The sequence below is a fragment of the Paenibacillus sp. sgz302115 genome, assembly GCF_056120445.1.
The window spans coordinates 235,535-251,376 of record NZ_JBVYOK010000008.1 but is presented as its reverse complement, the minus strand read 5'-3'; the positions used below and the strand labels follow the sequence as shown (position 1 = coordinate 251,376).

Here is a 15,842-nt window from a genome sequence, read left to right as displayed (position 1 = left end):
AAAAAAACGAAGGCTGTCCCAGGCAGCCATTTCATGGCTTTTGGGACAGCCCCCATGCATCCTTGAATTATTTCTCGTAAGATTGAGCCGCTTCTTTTAACTGGTCATAGGCTTGCTCCGGAGTGACCTTTTTAAAACTCAACTGATCCCGGATAAGCACCCAGTCTTTGTCTATAAAGTTCGTCCAGCCGCCTGCTCCGGGAGACCAGGCTTGACCATCCGGCTCTGTAGCGCGGAGAAGTCCTAGACCCACCTTATCCAAATCACTCATGCTCGCTTCCAGGGAAGCGGCAATTTCCTTGTTGGCCGGCAGACCACGGAAGGTTTGCAGAATGTTCCCTGCTTCCTGACTATTCACGAACCAGTTAACGAATTTTTTTGCTTCTTCTGCATGCTTGGAATCTTTGGAGACGGCCAGGAACATGGATGGTTTCAGCCATCCGCCTGCTTCTTCTGCACGCGGCATAGTTACAAGCGCATAAGCGCCTGGCTTGATACTGTCCCAAGTACCCAGGTTATTGGAGAAGCTATACCGGAACAACACTTTGCCTGCTGCCATCAAATCCATTTGCGGATCATTTTCCTTATCAGATGCATTGACATCAGCCGGAGGAACCAGCCCTTCATTGCGAAGCTCCTCAAATTTCTTGGTCCAATCTAAGAAAGTAGCCTGATCGACGTTGAAGTGGCCATCATCCGTAATAACCTGCCCTTTACCCTTGGCGTATTGGTAGGCGGAATACATAAAATAGTTGCCCGCATAGTCCAAGGTAAAGTATTGTCCGCTTGGCAGCTTGGATTTGGATTCCTTAGCTAAAGCAAAGAAATCATCCCAAGTCCAGCCATTTGCCGGATTTGCAATTCCGAGCTTGTCCATAGAGGCCTTGTCATACACCATACCGAACGCTACCGAACCCAGAGGAACAGCATATTGCTTACCGTCCAGTTTGCCTCCGGACAGCAGTTTCTCATCAAATTTGCTTACATCAACCTCAGGCGCCAGCTCAATCAATTGCTTGCGTGACATCCAGTCCGGCATCCAGCCCGGATCAAGCTGAACGATATCCGGTGCATTATTGGCCGCAGCCTGAGTCGATAATTTGTCCAAATAACCATCCATACCGGAATATTCAGGTTCGAAGGTTACATTCGGATTGTTTTTTGTGTACAAATCCAGCGCAGCCAAGGTTGCCTCATGGCGTGGCTGGGAGCCCCACCACATGATACGCAACTTGACAGGTTCATTGCTTGGTGCAGCCGTTTTGGCAGTGTCAGTGCTGGCAGGCTCTGTAGTAGATCCGGCATTGTTTTTGGTCTCTCCGCCACCTCCACAAGCAGCCAATGTTCCCAGCAAGGCTGTCATGGCCAAGACAGTAAGAGAACGCTTCCATTTCAACATCTTTAACCCTCCTACTTCAACTCTTTATTGTTCTAGCTTCAAAGTTATAGTAACAATTATGAGTTGAAGTTTATATGAGGGCAATGCACGATTTGTTTTAAAATCGCACGGAAATGAAATTGTAGAGCTTAAGCGAGCCTACTGGGCCGAACCCGTCTCTGCATCATAAGTGGCACCGGTGACAGTGCTATTTGGCGTAAACCTCCAGTAATCAAAATTAAACAAGTTGCCCGTACCCGTTCCGGTAAAAACAAAGAAGACGTTGTGAACACCCGTTGCTCCGCTTACAGCAGTTTCTATTTCCCTCCAGGTTTGCATACCGCCTGTGGAAGGCACTGTAAGAGTTCCCGCCAGCGGACCGGTTACACTGTCAAGACGTACTTCAATTTTTCCACCTGAAGTGGATGCTACATTTGCTTTAAAGGTCTTGGCTCCGCCTGTTCCGAAATCAGCGTTTCCTACAGCAATCCAGTCTCCGTTATTAATGCTTGTTACGTTAAGATTATTTACCGGCCCGCCTGCTGCTGAAGATTTCTCGGTTAGAATGCGTCCATTCCAGGCAATCGTTTCAGCCTCAACCCGGTTATAAGGATTAAGATTGGCGAGCTGGGCTACGCCTGCATAATTTGCCGCAACCTCCTGAATGGTTCCATTTGCATTATGCACAAGCTTATTGATATGCGGAGACCGGTAGCCTTTGCCGGCTCCGTATAAAGCTAAGCTTACAGTCTGAGCATGGTACACCACATACCACTGGTTATTAAAATTGAAAACAGAATGGTGGTTGTTTCCGCCGGCTCCGAAAAACACCCCTGGATTCTTCAGAAAATGCCCTGTATACGTAAAGGGACCCATTGGACTTGAACTGGTCATGTAGCCGATCTCACCTCCAGGCTTATCGGCTGGATGCGTACCGCCAAAATTAAGACAATAGGAGTAATAATATTTGCCGTTATACTTATGAATTCCTGAGTCTTCTAATATGAAGGGCGCATCAATCATAGAGGCACTTCCAACAATACTGGTCATATCGGCGCCTAATTTCAATACTCTGGCTGTTTGCGGATTTGCCCGTTGCTCCTGTGTCGGATTCGAACCGCCAGGGATACCTCCACCGGCATACAGGTAACCTGTGCCATCGTCATCCACGAATACCGCCGGATCAAAAAGCCAAACAACGCCGGACATTCCCGGTGTACTGGTTGTAACCAGCGCTTTTCCCAGCGGATCTGTCCACGGCCCGATCGGGCTGTCTGCGGTGAGAACACCGATACCTCCGGTGCCGTTTGCAAAATACAGGAAGAATTTATCCTTCCCGTTTATATTTTTCACCGCGGCTGCCGGGGCCCAGGACGCCCCTGCCCATTTTGCAATCCCCTGGCCTCCATTGGCGCCATTAGCGCCTGCTACCGGAATGGCTCCGTGGTCTGTCCAGTTCACCATATCTGCTGAAGAGATCACGAATACGCTCTTTAGCTTGGCAAATGAATTATCTTTAATCGTTCCGTCGGCGTTATATTCATAATCATCACTGGACATATAGATGTAGACTCTTCCGTTATAGGTCAAAGCAAAGGGATCTGCTCCTAAATGATGGTCGATGAGCGGGTTGGAATTCCCCACAGTTTTGGCAATTGTAGTACTGGCAGCAAATACAGACGTCTCAGGTATGCAGCTCAAAAATAATGCAAAAACCAATAAAAACACACTGCACTTCTTGAACATAAGGAGATCCTCCCTCCATAAACCCTACTGGGCCGAAACAGTGATACTATCAATATTCGGTCCTTCCGTACCGGTTGTTACCACCTTCACCGTATTGTTCCCGGTACTCATGGGGACCTGGATTGTTGTGTCACCCCAGGTTGTCCAACTGCCGGTTGCTGCAAAGGCGGCACTCATGATCACTTTCGCCCCGTTAACATAAACATCCAGATTTCTTGTTCCGGTATCCAGTGCATACCGGAACTTCACATTTTTCGTGCCCGCAGCAGCACAGTAGACGCTGTTCCACTGAATGGCTGCATCGGTTGAAGCATTAAAGTTGACATAACCGCTACCGTTATAGCCGGAATTGGTGGTTTCTATAACGGCGTTAGTCAATGTTGTGCCCGTCTCTGCTTCATAAGTGGTGCCGCTTCCAGTGCTGCCGCCAAGTTCACCTACAAAAGTTGTAACACTTTGGGCAGGAAGCTGGGCTGTAAAGGAGCCGTTCGACAAATTGATAGATGAGCCGGCGGCAACCTTCCTGCTGGCATCTGTGATCCATGGCGATACGCTCGCTGCAGTCCCATTTTGCAGGACAAAGTTTTGGCTTACCGCTGAAGTTCCTTTGTTAATTGCAACAATAACAACCTTGTTGTCACCTTTATAGGCAGAGGTGTAAATGTTTGTATCCGGATTCTTTGTTGCGTCAACCCTTACATATCCAGGACGGATGAATTTCGAGAACTGTGCCATGCTGTCCCCGCGCTTACTGATTGTACCGTCCTCATTCATAGGACCATATTGTCTGCGGATGTACCACCACACATATGCCTGGAAGTTTGCCTCTACCATGGAATTGTGCATATGATAGGCAACCTCCAAGGCCTCCGGCCAGAGATTCGCAGAGTTATTGTTACTGTTCGGATAGTATACTTCCGTCATCCAGAGCTCTTTTCCCGCTCCTTTTTGTTCGAACAGAGGATACGGGAAATTATTAAACGAAGTGCCATAGGTATGCGCACCAAGAATGTCCATATTGGCAAGAGCCTGCGAATCGTTCAAGATAGGGTCTGACATATTCTTCAGATACGAAAATGACTCAGGCGCTATTACTCTGCAATTGATAGTCCCGGCATAATTTTTCATAAAGTTAAGCATTTCTGCTGGGGTCCACCAGGTCCAGGTATGTGCATAGTCAGGCTCATTCTGGACAGAAATCGCATACAGATCCACACCATTATTTTTCATGTATGTGACAAAATCATTAAGATGCTGCGCATACGCGGCGTACTTATCGTACCTTAGGCGTTTGGCTGATGTATCTCCGTTGCGGTTGAAGGTCTCAGTCATATCACTTGGAGGATTCCACGGTGAAGCAAACACGATGGCTCCATGCGAAATCGCATTTTTTGCAGTCTCAACTTCTCTATACCAATTGTTTCTATTGTCATCTACATAGATTCTCAGCACAGAAAAACCTAACTGATTCGCACCATTGCCAAAAGCCGTTTCTCTTTGCGCTGCTGTCAAATCTCCAATCCAAGCCGGGAGGTTGATCCCCCCAAATCCGCGGATCACTTGTTTTTCCGCCGATAAGTTAACGGTCACATTACTTGCTGCTGAAGCTTCAGGAGGTGCCGGCACAAGCATTAATGATAGCGCTGTTACACATGCCAATAATAGACTAATTGGTTTTTTCACTCGTGAAATCATTCATTCATCCCCTCATCAAATAATCTTCCCCATAGATTAAAAACTTTGAAAATGTGACTTCAATAACCTGCTCTGACCACCCCCTTTCGTACCAAAGACAAAAAATTGAGCCTCCTTTTCAATAATCCTATATACTTGGAATATCCACATTAAATCGCTTACATCTCACGGCTGATTCATACAAAAATACTTGCAATATGCTTCCTGACATGTTAGTATGATGACATTTTAAAGAAATTTTGGAATTTTTTCATTGCGTATTCTGCTATATCTATTGCGCGAACAGATCAGGAGGTTACTCATGAACGAGCCCTTTGAGCTTCGATATGATCCCATAAAAAAAGATCTTCTCTATCTTCACAGAATTACTACATTTAACATGGGTACTTTCTATCACCGGCATGACGCATACGAGCTGTACCTTTTTCTTCGCGGCAACGTCAACTTTTATATCGAGAACAGCTGCTACCATTTGGAGCCAGGCGATTTGCTTGTCATCAACCCGGAAGAAATGCACCGTTCCTTCAGCCTGGATGAATCTGAATATGAACGGATTACCATCAACCTGCAGAAATCTTACCTGCATCGCCTTTCTACACCTGCAACTAATTTATCCGGTTGCTTCGACTTCCGTCCGAAGGGTAAAGGCAATATCGTTCATCTCGACGAGTCCCAGTTGAAGCAGCTTCTACAATTAACCGGTGATCTGGAGGGAGTTCTTGCTTCAGATGCGTATGGATCAGATATTCGGGCGAATAGCTATGTCGCTCAGTTATTAGTGCTGACTAACACTATTTTTCAGAATGCCAGCTTTATCCCTACCGATATCATGCCAGAGCTGGTCCGTAAAACCATGGATTATATCGAAGCTCATCTCTCGCAGGACATCTCGCTTGAACATCTGGCCGCTGCATTTTATCTGAATAGCACTTATATCAGCCGCCAGTTCAAAAAACATACAGGGTTAACGCTTCGTTCGTATATATTGGATCGCCGTGTCTCCCTGGCCAAATCCTATCTCTGCGAGGGTCTCAGCATCACTGAAGCCTGCTATCAATCCGGATTTAGCGATTATGCCAACTTTATCCGCAGTTTCACCAAGATCGCCGGAATTTCACCTGGAAAATTCGCCAAAAAAAGAGCAAGCCTCTCATAATGAAAGACTTGCGCGATAATTAGTTTTGGAAGTCTGCGTTTAACGTGATCTCCTTCCATTCCTCAATGCTCTTTTGCAAATTGGTAAATTTATTAACGGCAGCATGATAAGCATTTTTTCCAAGAAGCAAGCGAAGCGGAGGAGTTTCGGACTCGACAACGGCAATAACGGCTTCTGCGGCTTTTTTAGGATCTCCTTGTGGTTGTACGCTATTGGCTGCCTCCAGCATAGGACCAATAAGTTCTTGATACTCAGCTATAGCCGGGGGCGTCTTAATCGAGGATCGTCCTGCCCAATCCGTCCGGAAACCGCTTGGCTCTATCAGCGTTACATGAATATTAAATGGCGCCACTTCTTGTGACAGGCTTTCCGAAATCCCTTCGACGGCATATTTTGTCGCGTGATAGTAGCCGAGGGACGGGTACGATGTCAGGCCTCCAATTGATGAAAAATTGATGATATGCCCTGAACGCCCGGTTCTCATGTGAGGCAAAACGGCATTGGTCATATGCATTAGGCCCCAGAAGTTGATCTCAAACATCCTGCGTGCTTCTTCTTCAATACTCTCCTCTACAGAGCTGAAATACCCGATTCCAGCGTTATTAACCAGAACATCAATTCTGCCAAATTTAGCTATCGCATCACTTACAGATTGTTTAATTTGTTCCGGTTTTGTTACATCAAGCTCCAACGCCAGAACGTTTGCTTCATTGCCATTCACCAGATTCGTTATCAAATCCCTATTTCTGGCCGTTACAACAACTTTATAACCTGCCTCAATCGTTGCCTCTGCAATCTCGCGGCCAAATCCCGTGGAACAGCCGGTAATGAACCAGACTTTGTTGTCTTGAGACATTTGAATCTCTCCTAAGTTCATATATTTTTCCCCGCCACTTTACAGTGATTGTCCGCCTGAGACCTCTATACGTTGGGCAGTGACCCAGCGATTCTCGCTGGACAGCAGCGAAACGATGGCATCTCCGACATCATCGGGTTGACCCACGCGGCCGAGAGCTGTCGTTGACGCAACAAATTTGCCCACCTCTGGATTGTCACGGAGTGCGCCGCCGCTGAAATCAGTAGCAATGGCTCCAGGAGCAATGACGTTGACAGCGATTCCGCGCGGCCCCAGTTCTTTCGCCATATAGCGGGTCAGGATCTCGACTGCACCTTTCATGGATGCGTAAGCACCGCTTTCCGGAATAGTCATACGTGTAAGACCTGAGGAGATGTTCACAATACGGCCCCCATCATGGATAAGCGGCAGGAGCTTCTGTGTCAGGAAGAACACGCCTTTGAAGTGAACTTCGTACAGGCTGTCCAGCTCTTCCTCAGTCGTCTTCTCGATTGCATTGCGGTGGGATGTTCCAGCATTGTTTACAAGGTAATCGAAGCGATCGGCCCCCAGCTCCTTGAGTGCATTGGCTACGCTTGATACAAAGGCATCAAAAGTACTGACCTTACCGGTATCTAGCTGCAGCGCAATGGCGTTGCGGCCCATTTCGCGTACCAGAGAGACCACTTTTTCAGCTTCCTCCTGATTGGAATGGTATGTGAAAATTGAATCAACCCCGCGGCTTGCAAGACCCAGCACCGTGCTTCGTCCCATTCCTCGGCTTCCGCCTGTAACAATTGCTATCTTAGGTTGTGTCATCGTGAATTCTCTCCTTCAATTGGATTGCCAGATCATCTAACCATCTGGTTGACAAGAACTATAATACCAAACCAAATTAACTAAATCAACATTAATAGTTAATTTAGTTATATCAGTATTCTTGGTAGATAAATGTGTTATACTTATGGATAGACAGTAAGGAGGAGAATTATGGTTGAAGATCAACGTGAGAAGACGCGTAGAGAAATGATTTATCGTCTGATCGTTCGTGCCCGCAAGGACAGCCTTAATTCCATGAGAGCGGAAGATATGGCCAGATACATGGAAGTAAGCAAAGTGACGATGTATAAATATTTTTCATCTAAAGAGGAAATTTTGACAGAGGTCATCTCAACATTTAAGAATTACCTTCGCAATGAAGATATTTTTTCAATAGATAAGAACGAGCCGGTCTTGGTGCGTTACCAGAAATCATTCGGGCAATCCTTAATGATCAACTACTATTATTCTGAGCATTTTGTTCATGACTTTAAAACGTATAATCCGCGTCTGTATGACGAGATTGTAAATGCTCAGCAGTTTCGTTTTAAACAATTGGAAGGACTGTATCGTGCAGGAGCGGAGCAAGGGCTTTTTTATCCTGTAAACGCAGCGGTTTTTGTATTGGATGATGAACTGATTTTGAGGCGAATACTCGATCCGTCGTTCCTGGTTCAGCATGGTTTGCTACTGGAGACAGCGTTGCTTGATTATTACGAAATGCAGAAACGAAAATTAATCTATGAGAAGCATCTAACTACTATGGATAACTCACGAGTTCAAGAGTCCATACGTATTTTTGTTGATAAAAATTCAAGGAATTTATAGACTGTAACTGAAGCAGCAGCAAATAAGCGCTTTGTGCAATGACAAGAGCCGTGCGGACAATCCGCACGGCTTCATTATTTTTATATCTATTCAAACAAATCGTCAATAGATCGAATCGGTTTCACTTCAATTGGCTCTTCAGATATCCTCATACATAAATAAGTCCCAATCCATATGACAGCACATAATAACACGTACGCTAACATACTAAATTCTCACCTTCTCTTGTTGGCTTAAGATGCGGTTAACTCCCTCTGCGCTCATCAGCATGGTAAGAAGGAACACAAGCACGATAAACGGGAATAAGCCGATGCTCACCTGTGTGGCGATTATGCCAACAAGCGGAGGAAGAAACGTCGTTCCCGTATAAGCGACAGCCATCTGAATTCCCATAAGTCTCGCCGAGTTGTCCCTTCCAAACCGGGTTGGCGTTTCATGAAGAAGCCCGGGATAGATAGGGGCGAGCCCAAGGCCAATCAGAATGAATCCAGCAAGTGAAAACGCATCAGGCAGCGGAAGCAAAAGGATGACCCCGCCTGCAATAGCAACAAGCTGACCGCACCGGATTAACACACGATTATGGACCTTCAGCGTAATAAAGCCTGTAATCATTCTTCCAATCGTAATCCCGCCATAATATAAAGAAATCCATCCCGCAGCCGTATCTGCTGTGATCTGCTTCGCGCCAACCAAATAACTGGCTCCCCACAGCCCCACCATACTTTCAACTCCGCAATAGAATAAAAAAGTGATCAGAGAAGTCTTGACGCCTTTGATGCGGAGCACGCTGGTTTTGATCTTGTCCTCTGGTTGTAATGGATCGGATTCAGCCTGATCATACTGCATGTCACTTGGTGCGGACTCAGATTCATGACTAGCCGCGATACGTTTCCATAGGGGGAGCGTAAGAAGCAAAATTAGGACCAGTGTGAACTGAATTACGGCTACTGCTGTGTATCCACCTCTCCAGGAGTTATGATCAGCAATATAATAAGACATAATAATCGGACCCATAGTTGCTCCTAAGCCCCAGAAGCAGTGCAGCCAGTTCATATGATGCGCCTTGTAGTTTGCAGCTACATAATGATTCAGCGCCGCATCTACTGCACCTGCACCAAGACCAAGCGGAATAGCCAATATAACAAGCCACAACATTAAGGGGGCGATAGAAAATCCAAGCAACGCTCCGGCAGTCAGAAAACAACTGATCAGGGTCACTTTACCTGTCCCCAATCTTTGAAGCAAAGTTCCGCTTGCCAGACTGGATACGATCGTCCCTCCGGCTACAACCATTGACAAAATACCGGCGGAGCCAAGTGAAGCCCCCATTTCAGGCCACATCACCGGCCAGGCCGACCCAAGCAGGGAGTCCGGAAGTCCCAAGCTAATAAACGCCAGATAAATAACAACCAGCAACCAAGTTGCCATACTCCACCTCCCTCATCATGAATGAATATTTATTGCTGCCGACATATTAAAATAACTTTATAAACTATCTTTATTTAGTATGCGTCTGTATCCTCTCCTTGTCAAGACAAAAGACAGAAAGAAACCCCTACAGTAAAATTCCAGGGGTTCTGCTGATCTTATTTAAATGTCAGGACCGGCTCCAGCTCTTTGAGCGTTAGCCAGCGCATGCCTGCCTCAAAATCATTTTGAAAGGTCCCCTGTAAAATCACTTCAGGAAACGACGGCATCGGATGCTGAGTCTGATATTTTTCCCATGCAGTATTCCAAGCATCTGCTCCCACTCGATCCTGATAGAGCACAATTTTGTCTGGAGCAAGGACGGCATTGACGCTTTGAAGGATCTGGCATACTGCGGCCACAAAAGCTTCCTGATCCATTTCACGATACCAGTCTGGACTCATGGGGAGAAACTTGATTTCTCCGGCCATGCCGTTTTTGCCTTTGACGATTTTTCCATCCAGATAAATCCCCATTCCGGGAGGGTACTTCGCCGGAAAATATATCCCCAGTATGCATTGCTCGTCTTCCAGCTCCTGCTGTGCGCAATACCCGCTTATGGCGGCATTTATATCATTTTCCACCATAACGGGCAGTCCAAATTGCGATTCAATCTCTTCGCTCATGCGAAAGCCCTTCAGCTCCTGATGACTGCTGACCGTAATTTCACCATTAACGGCTTGTCCAGGAATGCCTATGCCAATCACTTTAATGGAAGGATACAAAGCGAGGAAGCGTCCAATCACCTCATGGAAATGCTGACGGTCTAAAGCAGGAATTAAATATTCTTCTTTTTGCAAAATGTGATCTTCCAGGTTAACTACCGCTGCTGCAAAAAATTCCTGGCCCTCCTTCTCCTTCATATAAATGACGAGTGCAAGGCTGAAATCATAATTATAACGATAGGTCAGCGCAGGTCTTCCGCCGTTAGATGGAACGGTCTCATCTTCAAATAACTCACCAAGGTCATGAAGCTCCTTGACCAGGGAGTTTACTGTAACTACGCTAAGCTTGGTGAGTGAGGCCAGCTGCGGCTTGGTCGCCGTTTCAACACGTTTCATCACTTGGCGCACATGATTTAAATTGATTTCTTTCATTAAATTGGCGTTTGCTTTCTTCATATGGCCTCCCTCTCTATGCACCATTTAGTCCATAATCTGAATAATCCATATACTATGATTTTACATGGATGCCGCCCGCTGTGCCACATTGCCCGTATTGAATACACATTGACAGTTTAATATCATGGTATCTATCATAGTATCTATCCAATATTCACGCATTACAGAGGTGCTGATTATGAATTCAATGTGTTATGGGTTCAGCGGGCGTTCAATTTGCAGAGGAAACGGTTACAAACCTCCAAATTCACATAAATGGGGGCCGGGTGTCCGGGATGTATACGCCCTGCATTATATTGCAAGCGGAAAGGGCTATTTGAAGACAGGCCAGGCTACCTTCCCTTTGAAGACAGGCGAAAGCTTTATTATTTTCCCTCATACGGAAGTGTATTATTATCCTGATCCGCAGGACCCGTGGGAGTATTTCTGGATTGAATTTAGCGGGGCAGAGGCATCGCGCCTCATGTCGATGATTAATATTGCGCCTGACCATCCGACCCTGGAGGCATCTCCTCAAGATTTCAAACCATTGTTCCATATGGTCAAGACCGCCGGAATAGAACCGTTCGAACAAGAGCGTTCAGATGCAGGACTGCATCTTTTATTGTCCTATTACATGGAGTACTACCCTAGTGACCGAGCCTTTCTCAAAAAAGACTACGTATTGTCAGCAAGGGAATATATTGAAAGCAACTTTTGGAAGCCTTCATTATCTGTTCTGGATGTAGTGGAATTTGTGAAGATTGAGCGCAGCTATTTGTTTCGGTTGTTCAAGGAAGAAAACGGCATATCCATTTCCGGCTATATAACCGCCTTCAGAATTCGGCGCGCCTGCGAATTACTGGAAAATTCTCTGTTATCTATAAAGTCATTGGCTTATTCCGTTGGCTACCAGGACCCGTTATATTTTTCAAAAGCATTCAAAAAAGCAACCTCGTATACCCCAACGCAATATAGGACGGCACACAGCGCGGCAAATATTGCCCTTAATTCTATAATGGAGCACCCTGCGGCAGGCAGTCATGTTATTCCTGTCTGATCCTATCCCGTTGCCTGCCGGTAGGGTTAATGTCAATAGTCCAGCTTAGCGAAACAGCACACAATTCCCGGATTCCCGGAAATATTTAATCAATTGCTCAATAGGGCCTCGTCCGCATTTCAGCTTCTCGCCAAGGCAGTCTATACACAGGAAGTCCTGAGCGTTACGCGTAACAAGCTTCAGGTAAATCGCCACATCGTCCGTCATTAAGGGAACTCCGCATGCTCTGCATGTTCTATTCATGTTCATGCTATTCTTTAGACCAGTTTAGCCCGCACAATCAGGCAATCATGGGCTGGAACTACAGGAGCGTATCTTTCTTTATAAACACCGATTTCTTTATGCTCCCAACAGTCATACAAGGACAGTGATTTACCTGAAGCATAAGGTATTCCCATATCCCAGAATTGCAACGACATTTCCCTTTGACCATCACTTAGATTGAAGAAGCCGATTGCAAGATCGCCGTCCGTTAACACTTTTACCAGCATAAAGACATCATCCGTATGGAACCACTGCGGCTCCGGCTTGATGCGGTAAGCACCGCGGCCTTCCACATCCTGATTAATGGCGATCAGGTCCCGGTTCAGCAGAATATCCTTGGTTTCCTGATTGGCTTTGCGGATGTCGCTGCCAATCATCAGCGGAGATCCCAGCATGCTCCATAAAGAAAAATGGGTCTTGTACTCCACGTCGCTGCAACCGCCGATCTGACTTCCAATAAAATCACTGTTGCTGCCTCCGTACATGCCGACCACCAGCATATCCATATCATTATGGCAGTATGCGCCGGTATAGCAGGCTTTATCAAGCTGTGATAAAGCCAAGCTCTTGATAGAATCCCAGCTATCCTGAATATCCCCTGTAGACCGGTACATATGAGCTCCTGATTCACGAATCCAATGATATACATTGTCCTCGCCCCAATTACATGCTGAGAACAGAATGTCTCTTCCGCAGTTTTTGAGCGCCAGGCTCATTCGTTTGTACAGCAGCTCCCCCGATATATGTCTGGGCTTAAAGCAGTAATCATACTTTAAAAAATCGACGCCCCATTCTGCCAGTGATTCCGCATCCTGAAATTCATGCTCGAAGCTCCCCGGATACCCTGCACAGGTATGTGTGCCTACACAAGAGTACATCCCGAATTTTAATCCCTTTGAATGAATGTAATCTGCAAGCGCCTTCATTCCGTTCGGAAATTTGATTGGATCGGCGACTAACCTGCCATCCCTGTCCCTTTCCTTCAAGCTCCAGCAGTCATCAATAACAATGTACTCATATCCTGCATCCTTGTACCCCTCTGAGACAATGGTATCGGCGGCTTCCCGGATAAGCTGCTCATTAATGTCCCAGGTAAAGGTGTTCCATGAATTCCAGCCCATAGGCGGGGTCAAGCCGAGTTGGTGTTTATTCATAATAATGATTCATCCTTTCAGTAACCTACAGATTAGGTGCTGGAACAGCTGTTATATTCTTTATGTATTTAATCATACACGGCTCCTTCGGGCTATAGCTTGACGTTGCTTTCACATAGACATTTGTTGCTTTTCTCCGGAAGGAATCAGACGCTGCCACTGTTCCTTGCCGAGCAATGCCGATTTGTTCATCCTCAATCTGCTTACTGGCCTTCACCCCGTCTTTGAAGCTAACCTCTCTGTCAATCTGCCCCTGCTGACTTTTAAAAATTAAGGTAATTATTTAAATTAATATTAAATAATTGAAAAATTGAATTATAATTGTTATTCCATTATGGTTTCATCTAATAATAGATCAATAACTGGTGAGGATCGGTCATTGTTTGAATGAAAACGATAATTTATTATAGTTGCATAGATATGTAAGCGCTATCAATAAACATCTTCAACAATTCAAAGGGGAGTGAAACGATGCGCAGTCACAGCATGAGAAGTATTTCTTTCAAAAAATTTCTTTATATTTCGCCCTTCATGGTTTTACTTGCTGTCTTTGCATACTACCCGCTCTATGGGTGGGTGTATGCCTTCTTTGACTATATGCCGCCGATTCCGCTGTCACAAGCACCTTTTGTCGGCTTCAAATGGTTTCATTCCCTGGTAGAAAACCAGGTCAAAGTGGATCAACTGCTGCAGGTCATCAAAAACACATTTGGTATCAGCGGACTGAGTATCCTTTTCTCCTGGCTGCCCATGTTTTTTGCTATCTTCCTGACGGAAATCAAGGCCGTGCGTTTCCGCAAATTTATACAGACCGTAACCACGCTGCCAAACTTTATCAGTTGGGTATTGGTATACTCCCTGGCATTCTCCATGTTCTCCAGTGAAGGTGCGGTCAACGGCTTTCTGAGCCAAATGGGACTTATTGATTCGCCTGTACTCTTCCTGCAAAACTCGGACCATGTCTGGATTACGATGTGGTTATGGGCTACATGGAAAACATTGGGCTGGTCGGCCATTCTGTATATCGCGGCGATTATGGGAATTGATGAATCCTTGTATGAAGCGGCTTATGTGGATGGTGCAACAAGAATGCAGGTGATTCGGAATGTGGTTCTGCCAAGTATGCTGCCAACCTATTTTGTTCTCTTGATGCTCCAAATTGCCAGCTTCCTAAATAATGGACTGGAGCAATATTTCGTTTTTCAGAATGCATTTAACAAGGACACCATACAAGTACTGGATTTATATGTATACAATCTGGCCATGGGAGGCGGCAGCTATTCCGTTTCCGTTGCTATCAGTATGCTGAAAAGCCTGATCAGTGTTGTGCTTCTCTTTTCTGTAAACGGGCTGTCCAAAATGTTAAGGGGAGAGGGCATCGTATGAGCGACAACCAATTCTCCAAAAAAATTAAAATGCAGGTCAGTGCAACCGACAAACTGATTTCTGTTGCGAACTATATCGTGTTTTCTCTCTTTGCCTTTATTTGCATCTATCCGTTCTACTCGATCATTATCAATACCATAAGCGCAAATGACCTCAGCGCCAAAGGTGAAATTGTATTTTTGCCGAAGCAAATCCATTTCCAGAACTACATTGATGTATTTAAAATACCGGGACTGTGGAATGCATTTGTCATCTCTTTGGGGAGAACGGTAATCGGAACCCTTTTGACGGTTGGCGCCTCTGCCTTTTTGGGATTCATGTTTGCTCAGGAGGATATGTGGGGGAAAAAATTCTGGTATCGGTTCACCATTATTACGATGTTTTTCAGCGCCGGAATTATCCCCTGGTACCTGACCATGAGATCCCTGCATCTGACCAACAATTTCCTGGCATACATCCTGCCATCCATCGTAGCCCCATTTTTCATCATTCTTGTGAAGACGTTTGTGGAATCCACTCCGAAGGAACTGCAGCAGGCAGCAAGCATTGACGGTGCCGGCACGATCACCATCTTTTACAAGGTTATCTTGCCCATCAGCAAACCGATACTCGCCACAGTTGCCATATTCTCGGCAGTCAACCAGTGGAATTCCTTTCAGGATACACTGCTGCTGGTGACTGACAGCAAATTATACAGTTTGCAGTTTATTCTGTATAACTACATCAATCAGGCCAGCTCCTTATCCACAATGGTCAATCTGCAAAATGCCGGATCAACAGCCATGGCAAGTCTGGCCACCAAGCAAACCACCACGTCTATTCGTATGACAGTTACGATTATCGTTGTCGCGCCTATTTTGCTGGTGTATCCGATTTTCCAAAGGTTTTTTGTAAAAGGAATTATAATTGGTGCAGTCAAAGGTTAATTTGCACTATTATGATAAATTAATCATT

General features: G+C 45.7%; 14 protein-coding genes. 5 read left to right on the top strand and 9 right to left on the bottom strand.

Translation table 11 applies throughout. From position 1 onward, the window contains the following. Positions 1-67 precede the first annotated feature (67 nt). From AC0LWN_RS17550 to xynC, 3 genes are all read right to left on the bottom strand, one after another. A complete protein-coding gene (locus AC0LWN_RS17550) occupies positions 68-1,399 on the bottom strand; it encodes an ABC transporter substrate-binding protein (protein WP_474667464.1) in 1,332 nt (443 codons plus the stop codon). A 138-nt stretch (positions 1,400-1,537) separates the two neighbouring features. Next, positions 1,538-3,124: a glycoside hydrolase family 43 protein gene (locus tag AC0LWN_RS17545; protein ID WP_474667462.1), complete on the bottom strand. Its 1,587-nt coding sequence runs from the start codon at positions 3,122-3,124 to the stop codon at positions 1,538-1,540. Between the two features lie 24 nt (positions 3,125-3,148). Beyond that, positions 3,149-4,819 (bottom strand): glucuronoarabinoxylan endo-1,4-beta-xylanase XynC, encoded by a 1,671-nt coding sequence (gene xynC / locus AC0LWN_RS17540; protein ID WP_474667460.1) that lies wholly within the window; start codon positions 4,817-4,819, stop codon positions 3,149-3,151. A gap of 301 nt (positions 4,820-5,120) precedes the next feature. On the opposite strand from xynC, the gene AC0LWN_RS17535 reads away from it, so the two are divergent. Next, positions 5,121-5,975 (top strand): helix-turn-helix domain-containing protein, encoded by an 855-nt coding sequence (locus tag AC0LWN_RS17535; protein ID WP_474667458.1) that lies wholly within the window; start codon positions 5,121-5,123, stop codon positions 5,973-5,975. A 19-nt stretch (positions 5,976-5,994) separates the two neighbouring features. On the opposite strand, the gene AC0LWN_RS17530 is transcribed toward AC0LWN_RS17535, so the two are convergent. After that, positions 5,995-6,831 carry an oxidoreductase gene (locus AC0LWN_RS17530; protein ID WP_474667456.1) on the bottom strand — a complete coding sequence of 279 codons (837 nt, stop codon included), beginning with the start codon at positions 6,829-6,831 and terminating at the stop codon, positions 5,995-5,997. A gap of 39 nt (positions 6,832-6,870) precedes the next feature. Next, a complete protein-coding gene (locus AC0LWN_RS17525; RefSeq protein WP_474667454.1) occupies positions 6,871-7,629 on the bottom strand; it encodes an SDR family NAD(P)-dependent oxidoreductase in 759 nt (252 codons plus the stop codon). Positions 7,630-7,800: 171 nt separating this feature from the next. Between AC0LWN_RS17525 and AC0LWN_RS17520 the strand changes: the two genes are divergently transcribed. Further along, positions 7,801-8,457: a TetR/AcrR family transcriptional regulator gene (locus AC0LWN_RS17520; RefSeq protein ID WP_474667452.1), complete on the top strand. Its 657-nt coding sequence runs from the start codon at positions 7,801-7,803 to the stop codon at positions 8,455-8,457. Positions 8,458-8,664: 207 nt separating this feature from the next. On the opposite strand, the gene AC0LWN_RS17515 is transcribed toward AC0LWN_RS17520, so the two are convergent. Both AC0LWN_RS17515 and AC0LWN_RS17510 read right to left on the bottom strand, forming a co-directional pair. Continuing rightward, entirely contained in the window at positions 8,665-9,885 is a 1,221-nt protein-coding gene (locus AC0LWN_RS17515; RefSeq protein ID WP_474667450.1) for an MFS transporter, read from the bottom strand. A gap of 158 nt (positions 9,886-10,043) precedes the next feature. Then, on the bottom strand, positions 10,044-11,045 hold the full coding sequence (locus AC0LWN_RS17510) for an ROK family protein (RefSeq protein ID WP_474667448.1): 1,002 nt from the start codon (positions 11,043-11,045) through the stop codon (positions 10,044-10,046). A 124-nt stretch (positions 11,046-11,169) separates the two neighbouring features. Here AC0LWN_RS17510 and AC0LWN_RS17505 point away from each other — a divergent pair, with 124 nt between their 5' ends. After that, positions 11,170-12,084, top strand: a complete 915-nt coding sequence (locus AC0LWN_RS17505) for an AraC family transcriptional regulator (RefSeq protein WP_474667446.1) — start codon at positions 11,170-11,172, stop codon at positions 12,082-12,084. 45 nt (positions 12,085-12,129) lie between these two features. On the opposite strand, the gene AC0LWN_RS17500 is transcribed toward AC0LWN_RS17505, so the two are convergent. After that, a complete protein-coding gene (locus AC0LWN_RS17500) occupies positions 12,130-12,291 on the bottom strand; it encodes a hypothetical protein (protein WP_019909448.1) in 162 nt (53 codons plus the stop codon). A gap of 50 nt (positions 12,292-12,341) precedes the next feature. Further along, a complete protein-coding gene (locus AC0LWN_RS17495) occupies positions 12,342-13,502 on the bottom strand; it encodes a glycoside hydrolase family 27 protein (protein WP_474667444.1) in 1,161 nt (386 codons plus the stop codon). Between the two features lie 471 nt (positions 13,503-13,973). Between AC0LWN_RS17495 and AC0LWN_RS17490 the strand changes: the two genes are divergently transcribed. Further along, on the top strand, positions 13,974-14,888 hold the full coding sequence (locus AC0LWN_RS17490) for an ABC transporter permease subunit (protein WP_458963473.1): 915 nt from the start codon (positions 13,974-13,976) through the stop codon (positions 14,886-14,888). Then, the gene (locus AC0LWN_RS17485; protein WP_458963474.1) at positions 14,885-15,814 is read left to right on the top strand and encodes a carbohydrate ABC transporter permease; all 930 of its coding nucleotides are present in this window, start codon (positions 14,885-14,887) and stop codon (positions 15,812-15,814) included. Before AC0LWN_RS17490 ends, AC0LWN_RS17485 begins: the two co-directional genes overlap by 4 nt. Positions 15,815-15,842 lie beyond the last annotated feature (28 nt).